The 21,842-nt window shown below is 65.3% G+C and carries 12 protein-coding genes; 10 read left to right on the top strand and 2 right to left on the bottom strand.

Annotated features, from left to right (window positions below; all coding sequences use genetic code 11):
* The first annotated feature begins 855 nt into the window (after positions 1 to 855).
* The 6 genes from QW845_RS31660 to QW845_RS31635 are packed head-to-tail and all read left to right on the top strand — an operon-like array spanning position 856 to position 8,375.
* Positions 856 to 3,702, top strand: a complete 2,847-nt coding sequence (locus QW845_RS31660; RefSeq protein WP_315805436.1) for a bifunctional transaldolase/phosoglucose isomerase — start codon at positions 856 to 858, stop codon at positions 3,700 to 3,702.
* A gap of 14 nt (positions 3,703 to 3,716) precedes the next feature.
* Positions 3,717 to 4,754 carry a phosphogluconate dehydrogenase (NAD(+)-dependent, decarboxylating) gene (gene gnd, locus QW845_RS31655; RefSeq protein WP_315805435.1) on the top strand — a complete coding sequence of 346 codons (1,038 nt, stop codon included), beginning with the start codon at positions 3,717 to 3,719 and terminating at the stop codon, positions 4,752 to 4,754.
* Positions 4,751 to 6,274 (top strand): glucose-6-phosphate dehydrogenase, encoded by a 1,524-nt coding sequence (zwf, locus tag QW845_RS31650; RefSeq protein WP_315805434.1) that lies wholly within the window; start codon positions 4,751 to 4,753, stop codon positions 6,272 to 6,274. Before gnd ends, zwf begins: the two co-directional genes overlap by 4 nt.
* Positions 6,275 to 6,276: 2 nt before the next feature.
* Complete coding sequence (gene pgl / locus QW845_RS31645) at positions 6,277 to 7,026, top strand: 6-phosphogluconolactonase (protein ID WP_315805433.1); 750 nt, start codon at positions 6,277 to 6,279, stop codon at positions 7,024 to 7,026.
* The gene (locus QW845_RS31640; RefSeq protein WP_315805432.1) at positions 7,013 to 7,543 is read left to right on the top strand and encodes a gluconokinase; all 531 of its coding nucleotides are present in this window, start codon (positions 7,013 to 7,015) and stop codon (positions 7,541 to 7,543) included. Before pgl ends, QW845_RS31640 begins: the two co-directional genes overlap by 14 nt.
* 19 nt (positions 7,544 to 7,562) lie before the next feature.
* Positions 7,563 to 8,375: an HAD family hydrolase gene (locus QW845_RS31635; RefSeq protein WP_315805431.1), complete on the top strand. Its 813-nt coding sequence runs from the start codon at positions 7,563 to 7,565 to the stop codon at positions 8,373 to 8,375.
* 23 nt (positions 8,376 to 8,398) lie between these two features.
* On the opposite strand, the gene QW845_RS31630 is transcribed toward QW845_RS31635, so the two are convergent.
* Together QW845_RS31630 and malQ are read right to left on the bottom strand one after the other, a co-directional pair.
* A complete protein-coding gene (locus QW845_RS31630; protein WP_315805430.1) occupies positions 8,399 to 10,210 on the bottom strand; it encodes a glycoside hydrolase family 15 protein in 1,812 nt (603 codons plus the stop codon).
* A gap of 39 nt (positions 10,211 to 10,249) precedes the next feature.
* The gene (malQ, locus tag QW845_RS31625) at positions 10,250 to 12,202 is read right to left on the bottom strand and encodes a 4-alpha-glucanotransferase (protein WP_315805429.1); all 1,953 of its coding nucleotides are present in this window, start codon (positions 12,200 to 12,202) and stop codon (positions 10,250 to 10,252) included.
* Between the two features lie 354 nt (positions 12,203 to 12,556).
* Between malQ and treS the strand changes: the two genes are divergently transcribed.
* Genes treS through treZ form a run of 4 tightly spaced genes read left to right on the top strand, consistent with a single transcriptional unit; the run spans position 12,557 to position 21,840 of the window.
* A complete protein-coding gene (gene treS / locus QW845_RS31620; protein ID WP_315805428.1) occupies positions 12,557 to 15,862 on the top strand; it encodes a maltose alpha-D-glucosyltransferase in 3,306 nt (1,101 codons plus the stop codon).
* The gene (glgB, locus tag QW845_RS31615) at positions 15,859 to 17,997 is read left to right on the top strand and encodes a 1,4-alpha-glucan branching protein GlgB (RefSeq protein ID WP_315805427.1); all 2,139 of its coding nucleotides are present in this window, start codon (positions 15,859 to 15,861) and stop codon (positions 17,995 to 17,997) included. The genes treS and glgB overlap by 4 nt, the downstream gene beginning before the upstream one ends.
* A 4-nt stretch (positions 17,998 to 18,001) precedes the next feature.
* Positions 18,002 to 20,077 carry a glycogen debranching protein GlgX gene (glgX, locus tag QW845_RS31610; RefSeq protein ID WP_315805426.1) on the top strand — a complete coding sequence of 692 codons (2,076 nt, stop codon included), beginning with the start codon at positions 18,002 to 18,004 and terminating at the stop codon, positions 20,075 to 20,077.
* Positions 20,074 to 21,840 (top strand): malto-oligosyltrehalose trehalohydrolase, encoded by a 1,767-nt coding sequence (treZ, locus tag QW845_RS31605; protein WP_315805425.1) that lies wholly within the window; start codon positions 20,074 to 20,076, stop codon positions 21,838 to 21,840. The genes glgX and treZ overlap by 4 nt, the downstream gene beginning before the upstream one ends.
* Positions 21,841 to 21,842 lie beyond the last annotated feature (2 nt).

Below are 21,842 nucleotides of genomic sequence, written 5' to 3'. Positions count from 1 at the left end.
CCGGAAGTGAACCGCGAGTGAACGCCAATCGTCGCGCATCTGCGCCAGGCAGCGAATGTCTCATTCGTGGCGCGACGTGATGCGCGCCAGCCACGGCTGGTCAAACAGACACAGCCAAGCTGCAAGCGCGTCGGCCAGCGCTCATACGATGTCATCATGACCCAGCGAGCGATGAACGCGCGCATCTCACAGCGCCATCCGCACACATGTTCACCGCTAGAACCGAATGTCGTAACGCAACGCACCGCCGAAGCCGGACGGATCACTCGATGCTGATCATTGCCATGATCAGGGTGCGGCTCGCCACCGAATGTCTGCAAGCAGAAAGCATCATGGGTTATCCGCCAATCACGAGGCGCAGCCGAGGCGACAATCGCAACACGCTCGCCCTGATCTGTGACGTGAGGCACCATTACCCAGAACACATGTGGCCCCTTTCCAGCATTGCAAGGCGGAGAAGGTTTGATCGGCGGCATTTGCTCGCCCACGATGGGAGACCTCCGGCGCGGGAGTCGCAGAGACCGACGCGAGCCGAACACCGGCCGCGCTTGGCGGGCCTTTCCCCCGCCTTGGTCGTACGGCCGGCCGCAGGCTTCAGACTGCCTGCTTCAGAGTGCCTGCTTCAGAGTGCCTGCTTCAGAGTGCCTGCTTCAGAGTGCCTGCAAGTCTCCCGCCGAGCGCACGCCGCCGGCACGTCGCACCCGGTACGAAGCTCTTGGGATTCCAGAGGGATCAATCCATTATGAATGGCGTTCTCCTGTGGGCTGGCGCATAGTTGTTCATGTGAGGTCCACGACCTGGCAGGCCGCCAGGCGGGAACCCGAAAAAGCAAGCCGACGCACATAGATAGGCATCATGAATCCGGTCAAAGCTCTCGAAGAACACGGCCAGGCGGTCTGGCTCGATTTCCTCGCACGCGGCTTCGTCGCCAGGGGCGACCTCAAGCGGCTGATCGATGAGGATGGCGTCAAGGGCGTCACCTCGAATCCCGCGATTTTCGAGAAGGCGATCGGCAGCTCCGATGAATATGACGCGCCGATCGCCGCGGCGCTGAAGAACGGCGATCGATCGCCGACGCAGCTGTTCGAGGCCGTCGCCGTCGAGGACATCCAGAATGCCGCCGACGTGTTGCGGCCCGTCTACGACCGCTTCGATGGCAATGACGGCTTCGTCAGCCTCGAAGTCTCGCCCTATCTGGCGATGGACAGCAAAGCGACCATCACCGAGGCAGAGCAGCTCTGGAAGGCGGTCGACCGCAGGAATCTGATGATCAAGGTGCCGGCGACCGACGCCTGCCTGCCGGCCATCCAGCACCTGATCGCCAAGGGCATCAGCGTCAACATCACCTTGCTGTTTTCGCAAGAAGTCTACCGGCAGGTCGCCGAAGCCTACATTGCCGGCCTCGAAGCCTATGTCGCCGCCGGCGGTGATCCGTCGCATGTTGCCAGCGTGGCGTCGTTCTTCGTCAGCCGCATCGACAGCGTGGTCGACAAGCAGCTCGACGCGAAGATCGCCCAGGCCAACGATCCCTCGGAGAAGGAGCGGCTGGCCGCGCTCAAGGGCAGGATAGCCATCGCCAACGCCAAGATGGCGTATCAGGACTACAAGCGGCTGTTCGCCGGCGCGCGCTGGGAGCGGCTGGCCGCGCACGGCGCCAAGCCGCAACGACTGCTCTGGGCCTCCACCGGCACCAAGAACAAGGATTACCGCGACGTCCTCTATGTCGAGGAGCTGATCGGACCGAACACCGTCAACACCGTGCCGCCGGCCACGCTGGATGCCTTCCGCGATCACGGAGAGGTGCGCGACAGTCTGGAGGAAGACGTCGACGCCGCCCGGGCCGCCCTGGAGGATCTGGCGAAGACCGGCATATCCCTCGACGACATCACCGCGGATCTCGTGGTCGACGGCGTCAAGCAGTTCGCGGACGCCGCCGACAAGCTCTACGGCGCGGTTGCGCACAAGCGCGCCGTCGTGCTGGGAGCAGGACTTGGGCAGCAGACGATCGCCATTGCTGCTGATCTGGAGAAGAAGGTCGCCTCCGCTACCGAGGACTGGCGCAAGGACGCCAGGATCCGCCGGCTCTGGCACAAGGATGCGACGGTCTGGACCGGCCATGACGAGCACAAATGGCTGGGCTGGCTGACCAGCGCTGACAAGGCCGATATCGCCGATTATGAGGACTATGCGCAGCGGGTGAAGGGACAGAAGTTTTCCGACGCCGTGGTTCTCGGCATGGGTGGCTCCAGCCTCGGGCCGGAGGTGCTGGCCGAGACCTTTCCGCGCAAGGCCGGCTTCCCCAGGCTGCACGTGCTCGACTCCACCGATCCCGCGCAGGTGCGCGCGATGGAGAAGGCGATCGACATCGCCAGGACCGTGTTCATCGTCTCCTCGAAGTCGGGCGGCACCACCGAGCCGAACGCGATGAAGGACTATTTCTTCGCGCGTGTGTCCGAGGCGATCGGGCCGAACAAGGCCGGCCACCGCTTCATTGCCGTGACCGATCCCGGCTCGTCGCTGGAGAAGGCGGCCAAGGCGCAAGGCTTCGCCCGCATCTTCCATGGCGAGCCGAGCATCGGCGGCCGCTATTCGGTGCTGTCGCCGTTCGGCCTGGTGCCGGCCGCGACCGCGGGCATCGACGTGCGCAAGCTGATCACGCAGGCGCTGTCGATGGTGCGCTCCTGCGGGCCCGACGTGCCGCCGCTCCAGAACCCGGGCGTGCAGCTCGGTCTGGCAATGGGTCTTGCCGGCCTCGAAGGCCGCGACAAGGTGACGATCTTCGCCTCGCCCAAGATCGCCGATTTCGGCGCCTGGGCCGAGCAGTTGATCGCGGAGTCCACGGGCAAGGAGGGCAAGGGCCTGGTCCCGATCGAGGGCGAACCGGTGGCGTCGCCTGAGCTTTATGGCAGCGACCGCTTCTTCATCGATATCAAGGTCGACGGCGACGACGTGACCGGCCATGATGCGAAGCTCGCCGCGCTCGAGGAGGCCGGCCATCCGGTCGTGCGCATCGTCATGACGTCGATCGACCAGCTCGGGCAGGAATTCTTCCGCTTCGAGATGGCGACCGCCGTCGCCGGCGCCGTACTCGGCATCAACCCGTTCGACCAGCCCGACGTCGAAGCGGCCAAGATCAAGACCCGCGAGCTGACCGCGGCGTTCGAGCAAACCGGCGCGCTGCCGGAGGAGCAGCCAGTTGCATCGATCAAGGGCTGCGAGCTCTACACCGATGCTCAGAACGCCGAGAGCCTGCGCGAGCATGGCGCCGACGGCACGCTCGCGTCCTGGCTGAAGGCGCATCTTGGCCGCGCCGGCGCCGGCGACTACATCGCCCTGCTCGGCTATATCGACCGCAACGCCGGCAATATCGACACGCTACAGCGGATCCGGCTGAGGCTGCGCGATGCCAAGCACCTCGCCACCTGCGCCGAGTTCGGTCCGCGCTTCCTGCACTCGACCGGCCAGGCCTACAAGGGCGGTCCGGACAGCGGCGTGTTTCTCCAGATCACGGCTGACGACGCCGAGGATCTGCCGATCCCCGGGCAGAAGGCGAGCTTCGGCGTGATCAAGGCGGCGCAGGCGCGCGGCGATTTCGACGTGCTCACCGAGCGCGGGCGCCGGGCTCTTCGGGTCCATCTCAAGGGCAATCTGAAATCGGGCCTGAAGATGCTCGACAGCGCGATCAGTGAAGCGCTGAGCTAGGAAGGGCGTCGTCGATGCAATTGGGAATGATCGGTCTCGGGCGGATGGGCGGCAACATCGTGCGCCGCCTGATGCGCGCGGGACACGCCTGCGTGGTCTATGATCGCGACGCAAAGGCGGTCGCCGCGCTGGTCTCCGAGGGTGCGGTGGGCGCCGCGAGCCTCGAGGAATTCGTCGGCAAGCTCGCCCCCCCGCGGCACGCCTGGATCATGCTGCCGGCCGGCAAGATCACGGAAGCCACAGTCGAGCAGCTCACCAAGCTGATGAGCCAAGACGACGTCGTCATCGACGGCGGCAACAGTTTTTGGCAGGACGACGTCCGCCGCGGCAAGGCGCTGAGGGAGCGCGGTCTGCACTATGTCGACGTCGGCACCTCCGGCGGAGTCTGGGGCCTTGACCGGGGCTACTGCATGATGATCGGCGGCGACAAGCCGGTCGTCGACCGGCTCGATCCGATCTTCGCGACGCTGGCGCCAGGCATCGGCGACATCCCGCGCACACCGGGCCGGCACGGCCGCGACCCGCGCGTCGAGCAGGGCTACATCCATGCCGGGCCGACTGGCGCCGGCCACTTCGTCAAGATGATCCACAACGGCATCGAATATGGCCTGATGCAGGCCTATGCCGAGGGCTTCGACATCCTCAGGAACGCGAACAGCGAGGCGCTGCCCGAGGCACATCGCTTCGACTTCGATCTCGCTGACGTCGCCGAGGTGTGGCGCCGCGGCAGCGTCATTCCGTCCTGGCTGCTCGACCTCACCGCCAGCGCGCTGGCGCGGCAGCCCGGCCTGGAGAAATATTCCGGCTATGTCGAGGATTCCGGCGAAGGCCGCTGGACCGTGAACGCGGCGATCGACGAGGCCGTGCCGGCCGAGGTGCTGACGGCCGCTTTGTTCGCGCGTTTCCGCTCGCGCCAGGAGCACACCTTCGCTGAGAAGATTCTCTCGGCGATGCGCGAAGGCTTCGGTGGGCACAAGGAGCCCGAACAGCACCCAGATCCGGCGCGCCAGAGCGCGCCTGGGATCGTCAAGCCCAGGGACGACCGCGCGTGACCCCGCTGTATCCGCACCAGCCGCGACATCAGAAGCCCGACGCCTGCGCCTTCGTGATCTTCGGTGTGACCGGCGATCTGACCCATCGGCTCGTTCTGCCATCGCTTTACAATCTCGCGGCCAATCATCTGCTGCCGGACAGGTTCTGCATCGTCGGCATTGCCCGCAAGGGCATGTCGAGCGAGCAACTGCGCGACAACCTGATGGAGGGCCTGCGCAAATATGCGACGCGTCCGATCGAGGACGAGATCGCCCAGCGCCTCCTGCAATGCGTGACCGCGATCGAGGCCGATCCGAAGGAGCCGGAGAGCTTCGATCAGTTGAAGGAGCGACTGGAAAAGCTCGAGGCCGCGCGCGAGACCCACGGCAACCGGCTGTTCTACCTGGCGACGCCGCCGAGCGCCTTTGCGCCGATCGCGCAACAGCTCGGGCGCGTCGGGCTGCTTCGCGAGGACGGCAAGGCCTGGCGCCGCCTCGTGGTGGAGAAGCCGTTCGGCACCGATCTCGCCTCGGCCAAGAAACTGAACGACACGCTGCTGCAGCTCGTAACCGAGCACCAGATCTACCGGATCGATCATTACCTCGGCAAGGAGACGGTGCAGAACATCCTGGTGCTGCGCTTCGCCAACGGCATGTTCGAGCCGATCTGGAACAGGCATCACATCGACCACGTGCAGATCACCGTCGAGGAGAAGCTCGGCGTCGGCACACGCGGCAGCTTCTACGACGCGACCGGCGCGCTGCGCGACATGGTCCCCAACCATCTCTTCCAGTTGCTCTCGCTGGTGGCGATGGAGCCGCCGGCGCGGTTCGATGCGCATACCGTCCGCTCCGAGAAGGCGGAGGTGCTGTCGGCGATCCAGCCATTGAGCGAACGGGAGGCGCTGCTCAACTCGGTGCGCGGCCAGTACACGGCCGGCATGATTGGCGACGCCGAGCTGCCGGATTATGTGAGGAGCAAGGACGTTCGCCCCGACAGCACCACCGAGACCTACGCGGCCTTCAAGCTCACCATCGATAATTGGCGCTGGGCCGGCGTACCGTTTTATCTGCGCACCGGCAAGGCGCTCGGCGCCAAGCGCACCGAGGTCGCGATCAAGTTCCGCCAGGCGCCGTTCGCGATGTTCAGCTGCACCCCGATCGAGACCCTGGCCGAGAACTATCTCGTCATCGGCATCGAGCCGACCCAGAGCATCACCTTGCAGTTCAACACCAAGATCCCGGGGCCGACCATCCGCACCGACGGCGTGCAGATGAAGTTCAACTACAAGGACTATTTCCAGGCCGAGCCCGCCACCGGCTACGAGACGCTGATCTATGACTGCATGATCGGCGACAACATCCTGTTTCAGCGCGCCGACAGCGTCGAGGCCGGCTGGAAGGCCGTCGAGCCATTCATCGAGGCCTGGAAGAAGGCCGGCCGCGATGGCCTGCATTCCTACGCGGCCGGCAGCGAGGGACCTGAGGCGGCGGCCGATCTGCTGGCCCGCGACGGCCGCAGCTGGCGCAAGCTGGTTTAGCCGTGGTCGGACCGCAGGACCGCAACCTCGTGCGTGTCGCCGACCGGGCGACGATGGCGAGGGTCGCGGCCGAACATCTCCTGGCCCGGATCGATGCCAATCCGGCGACGATAGCCGTTTGCCTCACCGGGGGATCGAGCCCGAAGCAGCTCTATCAGCTGCTGGCGACGGACGCGTATCGCGAGCGGATTCCCTGGACGCGCGTGCACTGGTTCATCGGTGACGAACGATATGTTCCGCCCGGCGATCCCCTGCACAACATGACCATGGCGTGCCACGCGTTCCTCGATGCCTGCGCGCCGGCCGCCAACATCCACCCGATCGCGACCGATAGATCGGACCCGGAGGCCAGTGCCTGCGACTATCAGCGCGCGCTGGAAGCGTTCTACGGCGCCGCGCGGCTCGACTCTGCGCGGCCGCTGTTCGACCTCGTGCTGCTCGGAATCGGTTCCGACGGCCATGTCGCGTCGCTATTCCCCGGCTTTCCCGCTGTTGATATCGCCGATCGCTGGGTTGTCGGCGTCGACAAGGCCCACGTCGCACCCTTCGTGCCGCGGATCAGCCTGACCTTGCCTGCGCTCGCCTCCTGCCGAACCATGCTGTTCGAGGTCGCCGGCGCCGACAAGCGCGCGATCATGACGCGCGTGCTGGCCGGCGAAGACCTGCCCGCCAATCGCGCCCGCTCGATTCGGGAGACGATCCTGCTGATCGACAGCGAGGCCTGGCCGGAGAGGCAAAGTGGCGACATCTGACCTGCCCCATGCGCTCATTATCATGGGCGTCTCCGGCTCCGGCAAGAGCACGATCGGGCAAGCATTGGGCCAACGCCTCGGCTGGCGCTTCGAGGATGGCGACAGCTTTCACCCGCCCGCGAACGTCGCCAAGATGAGCGCGGGCCACCCGCTCACCGACGAGGATCGCTGGCCCTGGCTGCATGCCATTGCCACGGAGATCGCGCAATGCCGCAGCGCGGGCCAGCACATCATCATCGCCTGCTCGGCGCTCAAGAAGGCCTATCGCGATATCCTGGTCGGCGGCCGCGACGATGTCCGCATGGTCTATCTCCAAGGCACTCAGGAGCTGATCGGCGAGCGGATGAAGCATCGCGCCGGGCACTTCATGCCGCCGGGCCTGCTCACCAGCCAGTTCGCCACCCTGGAACCGCCTGGCGCCCGCGAGCATCCCATCACGGTCTCGGTCGACGCGCCGGTCGCGGCGATCGTGGACGACATCCTGCAACAGCTTCACAGCGGTCAGGGACGAGCCTGACCGCAAACAGGAAGGGCTCATGACCCGCATCGCTCTCGTCGTATCCGACGTCGACGGCACGCTGCTGACCAAGGACAAGGTTCTGACCGAACGGGCCGCGAAGGCGGCGCGGCGGCTGCACGAATCCGGCGTTGGCTTCACGCTCACCTCGAGCCGCCCCGCGATCGGAATGCGCTTTCTGATCGAGCCGCTGCAGATCAGCCTTCCGGTGGGGCCGTTCAACGGCAGCTCAATCGTCGACGCCACCATGCGCCCGCTCGAGCAGAGCCTGATCCCGCCCGCGGCCGCCGCACGCTGCGTCGACCTGCTGCATCAAGCCGGCGTCGACATCTGGGTCTTCACCAACGACGCCTGGGTGACGCGCAATCCGGACGGTGAGTACGTCCCGAACGAGCGGCGCGCGATACGCGCGGAGCCGACGATCGTCGGCGATTTCTCGCCCTATCTGGCGAACGCCTGCAAGATCGTCGGCGCGAGCAGCGATTTCGCGCTGCTGGCGGGCTGCGAGAGCCAGATGCAGCAGGCATTGGGCGCGGAAGCGACAGCGGTGCGCTCGCAGAGCTACTATCTCGACATCACTCCGCCCGGACATGACAAGGGCACCTTCGTCAGCGCGATGGCTCAGCGGCTCGGTATCCCGCTCGACCAAGTCGCGACCATCGGCGACATGCACAATGATGTCGCGATGTTCGAGGTGAGCGGATTGTCGATCGCCATGGGCAATGCCAGTGACGAGGTGAAGAGCAAAGCCAAGCGCATCACCACGTCCAATCAGGACGAAGGCTTTGCCAATGCCATGGAGATGATCCTGGCGGAAAACGCGCAAGGCTGATCCGCAAGCTGACGTGCGGGAGCTCAGGCCTCCGACCGCTGCCTTGCGGGTTTGTCGCTGGCCTTCCTGGCGCTGCTCAGATTCTGCGCCGTGTTGATCAGCGCGATATGCGTCAGCGCCTGGGGAAAATTGCCGGTCTGCCGCCGGGCCTCGCTGTCGTACTCCTCGGCCAGAAGTCCGACATCGTTGGCGATGTTCACCACGCGGCGGAACAGCGTCTCGGCCTTTTCCGTATCGCCCGCCAGGACATGGGCGTCGGCCAGCCACAGCGTGCAGGCAAGGAACGCGCCTTCGATCGGCTGCTGCTCGTCCGGAGGGACATCGCGCGGATCGTGCCGGAGCACGAAGCCGTCCCGTAGTAAATGCTGTTCGATCGCGTCCACCGTGCCGCGAATGCGCGAATCGGAGCTGGGGAGGAAGCCGACCGCCGGCAACAGCAGCAGGCTGGCATCGAGCAACCGCGAGCCATAGGACTCGACGAAGCTGCCGAGGCTTTCGTCATAACCCTTGGCGCAGACGTCGCGATGAATGGTCTCGCGCAGCCGCCGCCAGCGCTCCAGCGGCGCCTTGAACCCGAATTTCTCCGCGCTCTTGATCGCGCGATCGAACGCCACCCAGGTCATCACCTTGGAAAACACGTAGTGACGGCCGTCGCCGCGGCGTTCCCATATGCCGTGGTCGGGCTGGTCCCAGACGTCGGTGAGATGATCGAGCACCGCGCATTCCAGGTCCCATGTGCCGTCTTCCAGCTTGAGCCTGGTCATGCGGGCCTGGTGGAAGGCGTCCATCAGCTCGCCGTAGACGTCGAGCTGGAGCTGGGCGTGCGCGGCGTTGCCGATCCGCACCGGCCGGGCGCCTTCGTAGCCGGGCAGCCACTCGGCCTCCCACTCCATCAGCCGCCGCTGGCCCATGATGCCGTACATGATCTGCATATAGGCCGGTGCGCCGGCGGCGGCGCGCAGCAGCCAGTTGTGCCAGGCCAGCGCTTCCTCGGTGTAGCCCGAGTTCATCAGCGCGAGCAGCGTGAACGTCGCGTCACGCAGCCAGCAGAAACGATAGTCCCAGTTGCGCCGGCCGCCGAGCTTCTCCGGCAGCGACGTGGTCGGCGCCGCGACGATGCCGCCGGTCGGCGCATAGGTGAGCGCCTTCAGGGTGATCAGCGAGCGCATCACGAGTTCGCGGTGCTCGCCCTGATAGGTGCAGCGGCGCGACCAGTCGGCCCAGAAGGTCTCGGTGTCATCAAGCGCCTGAAGCGGATCGATCGCCTTGGGCACCGGTAGATGCGAGGGACCGTAGGTCAGCACGAACGGCACGGTGTCGCCGGCCGCGACCTCGAACTCCGCAACCGTGGTCATGTCCTCGCCGCGGGTGGCGATCGGCGTATGCAGCACCGCCATGTCCTGGCCGCAGATGGCAAGCAGCGCGGAGCGATCCTCGGAGCGCTTGACCCAGGGAATCTCGATGCCGAAGCCGAAACGGATGATCAGCTCCATCCGCATGGCGACCCGGCCGGCGACGCCGCGGACCAGCCGGACGACGTCGGAGGCGCTGCCCCGCGGCGGCATGAAATCGACCAGCTCGACGGTGCCGGTCGCGGTTTCGTACCGCGTCTCGAGGATGAGGCTGTCGCCACGATAGCGGCGGGACGTCGAGCGGATATCGCCGCGTGGCGCGATCAGCCAGCGGCCATGGCTGCGATCGCCCAGCAGGGAAGCGAAACAGGCGTCGGAATCGAACGCCGGCCAGCACAGCCAGTCGATCGAACCGTTTCGGCTTACGAGGGCAGCCGTCTCACAATCACCGATCAGCGCGTAATCTTCGATCCTGCAGGACATTCGGCATCCGCGTGCAATTGCCCCCTCGATCCCCGCATTCTAAACGCCGGCCGGGCTGATCCGTTCGGCGGTCGCCGCCTTCAACGCCGCGACGCTGGTCGCACCCGTGATGTCCTCGAGCTTGACCGGCATCTTGCGGCGCCAGTTCGGATGCTCGTCGATCGTGCCGGGAATATTGGGCTGATCGACCACCTGCAGCAGATCCTCCAGGGAAATCACCAGCAGCCGCGACCGCGTCCGCGACAGGAAGGCGATCGCCGAGTGGACGTCGTTGGCCTGAATGCCGTTGTGGCGCAGCACCTCGTCCCACAGCCCCAAGGCGTCCCAGCGATCCTGGTCGCTTTCGCCGGGATCGATGCCCAGCCCGCGTTTGGTCTTGAGATCGCCGAACGAGCGCCAGCCGGCATAGGTCGAGAGGTCGTGGGTGTTCAGCGTCACCAGCGCATTCGGCGGATAGAAGTCAACGTCGCGAAAGCGGCCGTTGTCGTCGCGTTCGAAGATCATCACCTTGTAGGACCACAGTCCCCAATCGGCCATCTGCTCGCGAAAGCCCTCCGGCACGGTGCCGAGATCCTCGCCGATGACGATGCAGTCGTTGGCCACGCTCTCGATGACGGTCGCGGCGAGCAGCGCATCGAACGGCATCTGCACATACGCGCCCTGCTTGGCCGGAAATCCGTGCGGCACCAGATAGAGCCGCTTCAAACCGAGCACGTGATCGAGCCGGATCGCGCCGGCATGGCGCATCGACGCCCTGATCATCTCCCGGAACGGCTCGAAATTCCTCAGCGCCAGCCCCGGCGCGTTGAAGCCGGCCAATCCCCAGTTCTGCCCGACCGTGTTCAACGGATCGGGCGGCGCTCCGACCGACAGCGTGCGCGAGATGGCGCCCTGCTCGTTCCAGGCATCGAAGCCGTCGGATTGAACGCCGACTGCGACGTCGAGATACAAGCCGACCTTCATTCCCAGCCGATGCGCGAGATCCCGGCAATGGCGCAATTGTCGCTCGGCGAGCCACTGCACATAGGCGATGAACTCGGCCTCCCTCCGGTCGGGGCCGCTGAGCAGCGCCGCACAGCGCGCGGCATCGGGCCGCCGCCACTCCTCAGGCCAGTCCCACCAGGGCTTCTGGAAGCGATGCCGCAACACCTCGAAGCAGGAGAAGCGCGCCAGCAGCTCGCCGCGCTCGGCCCGATAGGCCTTGAACTCCGCAGCGGCCGCGGCGTCGGGCGCGGCCATGAAGGCGTCGAAGGCGGCGCGCAGGGCCGGCCATTTCAACGCCGCCACACCCTTGTAGTCCACCAGCTCGGCTTGTCGCAGCGGCTCCAGCACCTTGCTGCCGGGCCCCTTCGCAAAGCCCGGCGCCTGCTCCACATCGACATAGAGCGCATTCAGGAACAGCCGGCTGTTCGGTGCATAGGGACTGAAGTCACCCGGCCGGTCGTCGAACAACGCGTGCAGCGGATTGAGCCCGACACCATCGGCGCCGAGCTTGGCGCAAAGCGTGATGAGATTGGCAAGGTCGGTGAAGTCGCCCATGCCCCAGTTGCGGCCGGATCGAATGCCGTAGAGCTGGACCGCCAGCAGCCAGACGCGATCGAAATCGCCGGCGAAGGCCTTCGCCGGTGCGACCAGCAGCGGCAGCTCCTCGCGGTACGACGACGCATCCACCAGCTCGAGGCGGTAGCTGCCGACCGGCAGATCACCCGGCCACTCGACCAGGGCCTCGCCGGCGTCTCCCTTTGCGATCTCGGTGTCGCCACGCCTGATGGTCCACCTGACCGGCAGCTTCGCCGCCTCGTTCAGGCGGCTTCGCGCCGGCTGGCCGGACCGAATCACGATCGCACCGCTCAGCAGCCGGTGCGGCGTGGGCCTGGGAAAGGCCTCCACGATGATCTTGAGTGCCGCTTCGTCGGTGACGCGACGCTGCCCCTGACCATCGTAGAATTCTGTCAGGATTCCGAGACTATGGGCTTCGCTATAGAGATCCATTCGGCACGCGATCTGGACGTAACGGCAAGTCGTACGTCGTAAAATTGTTGTGGGACAGCAAGAGGATAAGCCTCTAACGCCGCGCCAAGGCCGTCGTTCCCCGGGGAACAAAACGAGCCTTGCCGCTTTGTAAGGGGGTCGTCTCGGTTTCTAGCGAACCGGGACGCCGTTTTCTTGTCAATGGCATCACCGTGAACAAATTTGCGCACACGTTCGAGAGCGTCGCCCTCAAAGACGCTTTCTCCCCTATTCTGCCCTCTTTTGAGGAGAGCCGCATCTGTCGAGGCCGAGACATCTTTCGAGACGCCTCCGATCGCAGCCGCATCATCATCCTCTCTCCTAGGTGAGGGCCTCATGAACCTGATGTCATCCCTGGATTCGCCGAGCCTGCAGACCGAGACCGACGGCGACGGTCTCTGGTACAAGGACGCGATCATCTACCAGCTGCACGTCAAGGCGTTCGCCGACAGCAACAATGACGGCGTCGGCGACTTCGCCGGCCTCACGGACAAGCTGGATTATCTGCAGGACCTCGGCGTCACCACACTGTGGCTGCTGCCGTTCTACCCCTCGCCCGGCCGCGACGACGGCTACGACATCGCCGACTACGGCAGCATCAATCCCGATTTCGGGACCATGAAGGAGTTCAAGCGCTTCATCCAGGAGGCCAAGCGGCGCGGCCTGCGGGTGATCACCGAGCTCGTGGTCAACCACACCTCCGACCAGCATCACTGGTTCAAGCGCGCCCGGCGCAGCCCGCCCGGCTCCAGCGCCCGCGACTGGTACGTCTGGAGCGACACCGACCAGAAATATCTCGGCACGCGAATCATCTTCACCGATACCGAGAAGTCCAACTGGACCTGGGATCCCGAGGCCGGCCAGTTCTACTGGCACCGCTTCTTCTCGCACCAGCCGGATCTCAACTTCGACAATCCGCGCGTGGTCAACGCGATCGTCCAGGTGATGAAGCGCTGGCTCGATGCCGGCGTCGACGGCTTCCGGCTCGACGCCATTCCCTATCTCTGCGAGCGCGACGGCACCAACAACGAGAACTTGCCGGAGACGCATGCGATCATCAAGCGCCTGCGTGTCGAGCTCGACAATTACGCCAAGGATAAGCTGCTGCTGGCCGAGGCCAACCAGTGGCCCGAGGATGTGCAGGAGTATTTCGGCCAGGGCGACGAGTGCCACATGGCCTATCACTTCCCGCTGATGCCGCGCTTCTACATGGCGATCGCCCAGGAAGACCGCTTCCCGATCACCGACATCCTGCGCCAGACGCCCGATATCCCCTCGACCTGCCAATGGGCGCTGTTCCTGCGCAACCATGACGAGCTGACGCTCGAAATGGTGACCGATGTCGAGCGCGACTATCTGTGGTCGACCTATGCCAACGATCCGCGCGCGCGCATCAATGTCGGCATTCGCCGCCGCCTCGCGCCGCTGATGGACAATGACCGGCGCAAGATCGAGCTGATGAACTCGCTGCTGATGTCGTTCCCGGGCACGCCGATCATCTATTACGGCGACGAGATCGGCATGGGCGACAACATCTATCTCGGCGATCGCAACGGCGTGCGTACGCCGATGCAATGGACGCCCGACCGCAATGGCGGCTTCTCGCGTGCCGACCCCGCACGGCTCTACGCACCGATGATCATGGACCCGGTCTACGGCTACGAGGCGGTCAACGTCGAAGCGCAGTCGCGCAGCCTGTCGTCGCTGCTGAATGCCACCAAGAAGCTGATCTCGGTGCGCAAGTCGACGCTGGCCTTCGGCAGGGGCACCATGAGCTTCATCCGCCCGGCCAACCGGTCGGTGCTGGCCTATGTGCGGCAATACAAGGACGAGGTGATCCTCTGCGTCGCCAACCTGTCGCGCTCGGCACAGGCGACCGAGCTCGATCTTTCGCCGTTCAAGGATCGCGTGCCGATCGAGATGCTCGGCCGGTCGCGCTTTCCCGCGATCGGCGAGCTGCCCTACATGATCACGCTCGCGCCCTACGGCTTCTACTGGTTCCAGCTCAAGGAGCGCGACAAGTCCGAGCCGGTCGTTCAGCGCGCCGTGCCGGAATTCGAGACGCTGGTCGTCCCGCTCGGCTCGACCTGGGTGTCGCTGGCGCGCACCCGCAGCCTGTTCGAGCGCGACGTGCTTCCCGGCCACCTCGCGCGCACGCGCTGGTATCCCGAACGCTCGCCTGAGGCGATCCATCCGACGTTGACCTCCGCGATCCCGTTCTGTGACATCGGCGACAACAGGCCGTGGCTGATCTTCTTCAAGTCGGCCGAGCGCAAGGACGAGCAGCGCTACCTGCTGCCGATGCAGATCGAGTGGGTCCGCTTCGACCGCGAGCGCTATAATCCGCAGGCATTCGCCGCCGTGCGCCAGGGCGCCCGCGAGGGCACCCTGCTGGATGCCGCCACCAATCCCATCTTTCTGGCGCTGCTGCTGCGCAACCTTGCACAGTCACTTGTGGTCGAAGAGAACGGGATACGACTGGAATTCCGTCCGACGTCGCGATTTCCCGACAAGCCGATCCGCGAGTCGGAACAGGTGCGCATCATCGAGACCGACCGTTGCAGCAGCAAGGCTGTCGTCAACAACGAGTTCTTCATCAAGCTCCATCGCGAGCTCGAGGCCGGATCGCATCCGGAGATCGACGTCGGTCGCTTCCTGACCGAGACCATCGGCTTCGCCAACGTGCCGCCGCTGCTCGGCAGCGTCGAAGTGATCCAGGACGGTGAGCGGCAGACGATCGGCTGCGTCCATGGCTTTGTCGAGAACCAGGGTGACGGCTGGACCGTCACCGCCGCCTATCTCGACCGCTACATCGACGATCAGCGCGTGTTTGCCGCGAGCGGCGACGCGCGCCAGAGCGAGGAGCTGCCGCCCTATCTGCGCTACATGACGCAAGCCGGACGGCGGGCCGGAGAGCTGCATGCGGCCCTGGCCTCACGCAACGACATCGCCGATTTTGCGCCGGAGCCGACCACCGCAGATCATCTCGATCACTGGATCGACCGGCTGCGCGCCCAGGCAAGCCGAGTCCTGACGGGCCTGAGCGAGCGCCGCGATCGCCTCAAGGACCCGGAACGAGGGCTGGCCGATCAGGTGCTCGCGAGGCGTGGTGAGATATCGGAGCGCCTGAGCAGCCTGATTCCGCACCAGATCGGCGGCTGCGACATCCGGCTGCATGGCGACTTCCATCTCGGCCAGATCCTCATCGTCAAGGACGATATCTTCATCATCGATTTCGACGGGGACGAGGAGCAGCCGCTCGCCGAGCGTCGGCGCAAGGCGCCGCCGGCGCGCGACATCGCAGGCTTCCTGCGCTCGATCGATTGCTCGGTCCGCGTCGCCCAGGAGCGCGCTCTGAGGGCGGGCCCGGACGATCACGGCCGTATCGCCGCGGCGCTGTCGGAATGGCGCGACCAGGCCGCGACGGCCTTTTTGGCCGGCTATCGCGAGATCAAGGCCAATCAGCGCCTCTGGCCGGACGATCCGCATACGGCGGAGGCGCTCCTTAACTTTTTCATGCTGGAAAAAGCCCTCGGAGCGCTCGAATATGATCTGGCTCACCGGCCGGACTGGTTGCGCATCGCTTTGAGCAACCTGCTTCGCGTCCTGTCCGAGCCAGCATCAGTCAGCGAGTCCTCATGACCCATCTTTCTCCCGAGGCGTTTGCGATCATCGAGGGCCGGCACGCCGACCCGTTTCGCTATCTCGGTCAGCACAATGTCGACGGGCGCGCTGTCGTGCGCGCCTTCCTGCCCGAGGCGTCCCGCGTCGAAGTGGTCGGCGAGCACGGCGACGTCGCCCCGCTGACGCGCATCCATGATGCCGGCCTGTTCACCGGGACCATGCCATCGCTGCAGCGCTATCGCTTTCGGGCGACATTCGGCGACCACGTCACCGACCTCGAGGACCCCTATCGCTTCCTGCCGATCCTGAGCGACTTCGACCTGCACCTGCTCGGCGAAGGCAACCACGAGCGGCTCTACGACAAGCTCGGCGCGCATCCCATGGTGATCGACGGCGTCGATGGCGTCGGCTTCGTCGTGCTCGCGCCGAACGCGCGCCGCGTCAGCGTGGTCGGCGACTTCAACTTCTGGAATGCGCGGCGCCACCCGATGCGCGTGCGCGGCAACGGCTATTGGGAGCTGTTCATTCCCCGCGCCAGGGCCGGCGACCACTACAAATTCGACATCATCGGTCCGCAGGGCGAGCACCTGCCGCTGAAATCCGACCCGATGGCCTTCGCGGCCGAGATGCGTCCCAAGACCGCGTCGATCGTGGTCGACGAGACCAGCCTGCCGCGCCCTCGGCCGGCGCCGCATGACATCAACAAGCTGAACAGGCCCGTCTCGATCTATGAGGTGCACCTCGGATCCTGGCGGCGCAAGGACAACAATCAATGGCTGACCTATCGCGAGCTCGCCGAGCAGCTGCCGGCCTATGCACGCGACATGGGCTTCACGCACATCGAATTCCTCCCCGTGAGCGAGCATCCGTTCGACGGCTCCTGGGGCTATCAGCCGACCGGCCTGTTCGCGCCGACCAGCCGCTTCGGCAGTCCTGAGGACTTCTGTGCGCTCGTCGATGCCTGCCACCGCGAGGGCCTCGCGGTGTGGCTCGACTGGGTGCCCGGCCATTTCCCGGATGATCCGCACGGCCTCGGCCATTTCGACGGCACCGCGCTCTACGAGCACGCCAACCCGATGCAGGGCCGGCATCTCGACTGGGGCACGCTGATCTACAATTTCGGCCGCACCGAAGTCGCCAATTTCCTGCGCTCGAACGCGTTGTTCTGGCTGGAGCGCTACGGCGTCGACGGCCTGCGCGTCGACGCCGTCGCCTCGATGCTCTATCTCGACTACAGCCGTCCCTCCGGCGGCTGGATTCCGAACAAATATGGCGGGCGCGAGAACCTCGAGGCCATCGAGTTTCTGCGCCGGACCAATATCGAGGTGTTCGGCCATTTCCCGCAGGCGACTACGGCTGCCGAGGAATCCACGGCGTGGCCGCAGGTGTCCCGCCCGGTCGACATGGGCGGGCTCGGTTTCGGCTACAAGTGGAACATGGGCTGGATGCACGACACCTTGCGCTACATCAGCAAGGACCCGATCCACCGCAAATATCACCACGGCGAGATCCTGTTCGGCCTGCACTACGCCTTTTCGGAAAACTTCATCCTGCCGCTGTCGCATGACGAGGTGGTGCACGGCAAGCGCTCCATCCTCGGCCGGATGCCCGGCGACGACTGGCAGCGTTTTGCCAACCTGCGCGCGTATTACAGCTTCATGTTCGGGCATCCCGGCAAGAAGCTCCTGTTCATGGGCTGCGAGCTCGCCCAGGAGCGCGAGTGGAATCACGATACCTCGCTCGACTGGCACCTGCTCGGCGACGCCAAATATGCCGGCATCCAGGCCCTGATCCGCGACCTCAACCACCTCTACCGCAACGTGCCGGCGCTGCATGAGCGGGACTGCGAGCCGGACAGCTTCGAGTGGCTGATCACCGACGACTCCGACCGCAACGTCTTCGCCTGGGTGCGCAAGGGCTTCGATGAGCACGCGCGCTGCGTCGTGGTCGTGAACTTTTCGCCCAACGTGTATTACAATTATCGGGTCCGCGTGCCGTTCGGCGGCAGATGGAGGGAAGCTTTCAATTCCGACTCCCTGCATTATGGCGGCAGCAATGTCGGCAATGTCGGCCAGGTCCATGCCTCTGAAGAACACCAGCTCAACCTCATCCTCCCGCCCATGGCAGCGGTATTTCTCCTCCCGGAAGCCTGACGCAATGCGCCTGGCCGCTGGGAGCCACGCCCGCCTCGGAGCAACCTGGGACGGACGGGGGACCAACTTTGCGTTGTTCTCCGCCAATGCCGAGAAGGTCGAGCTCTGCCTGTTCGACAGCCAGGGCCGGCGCGAGATCGAGCGGATCGAATTGCCGGAGCGGACGGAGGATGTCTGGCACGGCTATCTCAACGACGTCTCGCCAGGGCAGCTCTATGGCTACCGCGTCTACGGCCCGTACGAGCCGGAGCGCGGCCACCGCTTCAATGCCAACAAGCTGCTGCTCGACCCCTATGCCAAGCGACTCGCCGGCCGGCTGGTCTGGAGCGATGCCCATTTCGCCTACCGCGCCGGCTCGCCGCGCGAGGACCTCTCGTTCGACCGGCGCGACAACGCCCGCGGCATGCCCAAGGCGGTCGTCATCGACGAGACCTTCAACTGGGGCCGGCGCGAGATGCGGCCGCAGATCCCGTGGGAGGACACGATCATCTACGAGGCTCACGTCAAGGGCCTGACCAACAAGCGCGACGACGTGCCGCCCAACCTGCGCGGCACCTATGGCGGTCTGTCGTCGCCGGCGATGATCAAGCATCTGAAGCGGCTCGGCGTCACCACAATCGAGCTCTTGCCGATCCACGCCTTCATCGACGACCGCATGCTGGTCGAGAAGAAGCTGGTCAACTACTGGGGCTACAACACCATCTCGTTCTTCGCGCCGGAGCCGCGCTACGCGCAGGACAATCCGCTCGATGCCTTCCGGACGACGGTGGCAAGGCTGCACGATGCCGGCATCGAGGTCATGCTCGACGTCGTCTACAATCACACCGCCGAGGGCAATCATCTCGGCCCGACGCTGTGCTACCGCGGCATCGACAACGCATCCTACTACTGGCTGCAGCCGGACAATCCACGCTTCTACGACGACTTCACCGGCTGCGGCTCGTCGGTGAACCTGACCCATCCGCGCGTGCTGCAGATGGTGATGGACTCGCTGCGCTATTGGGTCGAAGTCTGCCACGTCGACGGCTTCCGCTTCGATCTCGCCACCACGCTCGCGCGCGAAAAGCACGGCTTCGACCGGCGCAACGGCTTCCTGACCGCGATCCGCCAGGACCCGGTGCTGGCGAGCGTCAAGCTGGTCGCAGAGCCATGGGACGTCGGTCTCGGCGGCTATCAAGTCGGCGCATTCCCCTCGCAATGGTCCGAATGGAACGACCGCTATCGTAGCGCCATGCGTCGCTACTGGAGCGGCGAAGGCAGCCTGATCGGCGAGGTGTCGAGCCGCATGACCGGCTCTTCCGACATCTTCAACCATGACGGCCGCACCCAGCGCGCCAGCGTCAATCACGTCACCGTCCATGACGGGTTCACGCTGGCCGATCTCTTCAGCTACAACAGCAAGCACAATGAGGCGAACGGCGAGGACAATCGCGACGGCTCCAACGACAACCTCAGCAACAATTTCGGTCATGAGGGGCCGACCAACGACGTGGCGATCACAGCGCTGCGGCGGCAGTCGCGCAAGAACCAGCTCGCCTGTCTGTTGCTCGCGCAGGGCCTGCCGCTGCTGCTCGCAGGCGACGAGGTCGGCAACTCTCAGCATGGCAACAACAACGCCTATTGCCAGGACAACGAGGTCGGCTGGGTGGACTGGAGCGGCATGGGCCGCGAGGGCGATGATCTCATCGACTTCATCGCGCACATGACCGAGCTGCGCCGCCGCTTCGGCCAGATTCGCGCGCGCCGCTGGCTCGACGGCCGCCGGTCGGACGGAAGCTTCGGCGTGCTGTGGCTGACGCCTTCGGCGGAGGAGATGACGCAAACCGACTGGACCTTTCCTGACGGACGATTTCTCGCCTATGTGCTCGCTCCGGTGGAACAGGAGCAGGCTCCGATCCTTATCGTTCTGAACGCGGCTCCCGAAGAGATCGGATTCAAATTGCCCAAGCTCGCCGAATACAAGACGTGGCAACAGGTCCTGAACACCACCGAAGCCCAGCAGACGCCGATCGACTTCGCGTCGGGCACGGACCTCAAGGCCCCGCCCCGCTCCGTGCTGGCGTATGCGGGCCAGTCATGAACGGCCGTCAATTCGGACCTCGGCTCACGCAGGACGGCACGACGTTCCGGCTGTGGGCGCCCGCCGCCAAGCGCGTCGATCTGATCCTCGACGTCAAGCATGAGATGCAGCGCGGGGATGGTGGTTGGTATTCGCTCGACGTCGCCGGGGTCGGCGCCGGCACGCGGTACAAGTTTCGTATTGATGATGAGCTCGACGTTCCAGATCCCGGCTCGGATTTCCAGCCAGAGGATGTCTCCGGCCCGAGCGAAATCATCGACCACCGCGCCTACACCTGGCGCTCCGAAAAATGGCGCGGCCGTCCATGGCAGGACGCCGTGTTTCTCGAAAGCCATGTCGGCACCTTCACGACGGAAGGCACCTACGGCGCGATGATCGACAAGCTCGATCATCTCGTCGAAACCGGCATCACCGCGCTCGAGCTGATGCCGCTGGCGGACTTCGCCGGCTCCCGCAACTGGGGCTATGACGGCGTCCTGCTCTACGCGCCGGACAGCGTCTATGGGCGTCCCGATGATCTGCGCGCGCTGATCGACGAGGCGCATCTGCGCGGGCTGATGGTCTTCCTCGACGTCGTCTACAACCATTTCGGCCCCGAAGGAAACTACATCGGCCTGTATGCACCGACCTTCTTCACGGACGCTCACACGCCGTGGGGCAGCGCGATCGACTTCCGGCACCCCGAAGTGCGCGCCTTCGCGATTCAGAACGCGCTGCATTGGCTGACGGACTATCGCTTCGACGGGCTGCGTTTCGATGCCGTCAACCACATCCTCGCCAACGAGGGTGAGATCCCGATGCTGCATGATCTCAGCGCCGCCGTCGGCAGGCTCGTCGAGCAGACAGGGCGTCACATCCATCTCGTGCTCGAGAACGGTGATAACCGGGCCAGCATGCTCGACGCGGCAGAAGATCCGCCGCGGGGCAAGTTTCGCGCGCAATGGAACGATGATTATCACCACGTCTGGCATGTGATGCTGACCGGCGAGACCGGCGGCTACTACGGCGACTACCAACAATCGCCGCGGCGCGGGCTTGCCCGCGCGCTCGCCTCGGGCTTTGTCTATCAAGGCGAGCAGGCCGCCTTTTGGGGTGGCATGGCCCGGGGTGAACCAAGCGGTCATCTGGCCCCCGCGGCGTTCGTCAACTTCCTGCAGAACCACGACCAGATCGGCAACCGCGTGTTCGGCGACCGGCTGGAATCGCTGGCGCCGCCGGAAGGGATCGCAGCTGCGCTGGCCGTCACCTTGCTCGCACCGACCGTGCCGATGCTGTACATGGGCGAGGAATGGGGCTCGAAGCAGCCTTTTCCGTTCTTCTGCGATTTCCAGGGCGATCTCGCGCACGCCGTGCGCAAGGGGCGCCGCAAGGAATATGAGTGGGCATACGCCAAATATGGCGACGAGGTCCCGGACCCGCTGGACATCGAGACGTTCAGATCCGCGATCATCGATTGGGACGCCCGCAACGCATCGCCGGGACGCGAGCGATTGACGCTGGTGCGCGGGCTCCTCGCCGTGCGCCACAGGGAGGTGGCACCGCGGCTGCCGGGCGCATCCTTCGGCAAGGCCGACGTGACGGAGGATGGCTGCCTGACTGCGCACTGGACGATGGGGGACAGCGCGACGCTGCGGTTGGTCGCCAACGTTTCGGACAACGAGGTGCCCGCGCCGCGCAGCGGCTCGGCGGGCACGCCGATCTGGGGTGGCACGCCCGGCGATCGCCTGCCACCCTGGTCGGTGTTCTGGAGCATCGGAGGATAATC

Origin of the sequence: Bradyrhizobium sp. SZCCHNS3002 (assembly GCF_032377435.1) — a bacterium.
Lineage (GTDB): Bacteria > Pseudomonadota > Alphaproteobacteria > Rhizobiales > Xanthobacteraceae > Bradyrhizobium.
The sequence above is the reverse complement of the archived record's forward strand: the minus strand, read 5'-3'. Positions and strand labels throughout refer to the sequence as shown.

Coding starts and splice junctions, on each gene's coding strand:
- QW845_RS31660 (WP_315805436.1), top strand. CDS start 856: ATGAATCCGGTCAAAGCTCTCGAAGAACACGGCCAGGCGGTCTGGCTC.
- gnd (WP_315805435.1), top strand. CDS start 3,717: ATGCAATTGGGAATGATCGGTCTCGGGCGGATGGGCGGCAACATCGTG.
- QW845_RS31635 (WP_315805431.1), top strand. CDS start 7,563: ATGACCCGCATCGCTCTCGTCGTATCCGACGTCGACGGCACGCTGCTG.
- QW845_RS31630 (WP_315805430.1), bottom strand. CDS start 10,210: ATGTCCTGCAGGATCGAAGATTACGCGCTGATCGGTGATTGTGAGACG.
- malQ (WP_315805429.1), bottom strand. CDS start 12,202: ATGGATCTCTATAGCGAAGCCCATAGTCTCGGAATCCTGACAGAATTC.
- treS (WP_315805428.1), top strand. CDS start 12,557: ATGAACCTGATGTCATCCCTGGATTCGCCGAGCCTGCAGACCGAGACC.
- glgB (WP_315805427.1), top strand. CDS start 15,859: ATGACCCATCTTTCTCCCGAGGCGTTTGCGATCATCGAGGGCCGGCAC.
- glgX (WP_315805426.1), top strand. CDS start 18,002: ATGCGCCTGGCCGCTGGGAGCCACGCCCGCCTCGGAGCAACCTGGGAC.
- treZ (WP_315805425.1), top strand. CDS start 20,074: ATGAACGGCCGTCAATTCGGACCTCGGCTCACGCAGGACGGCACGACG.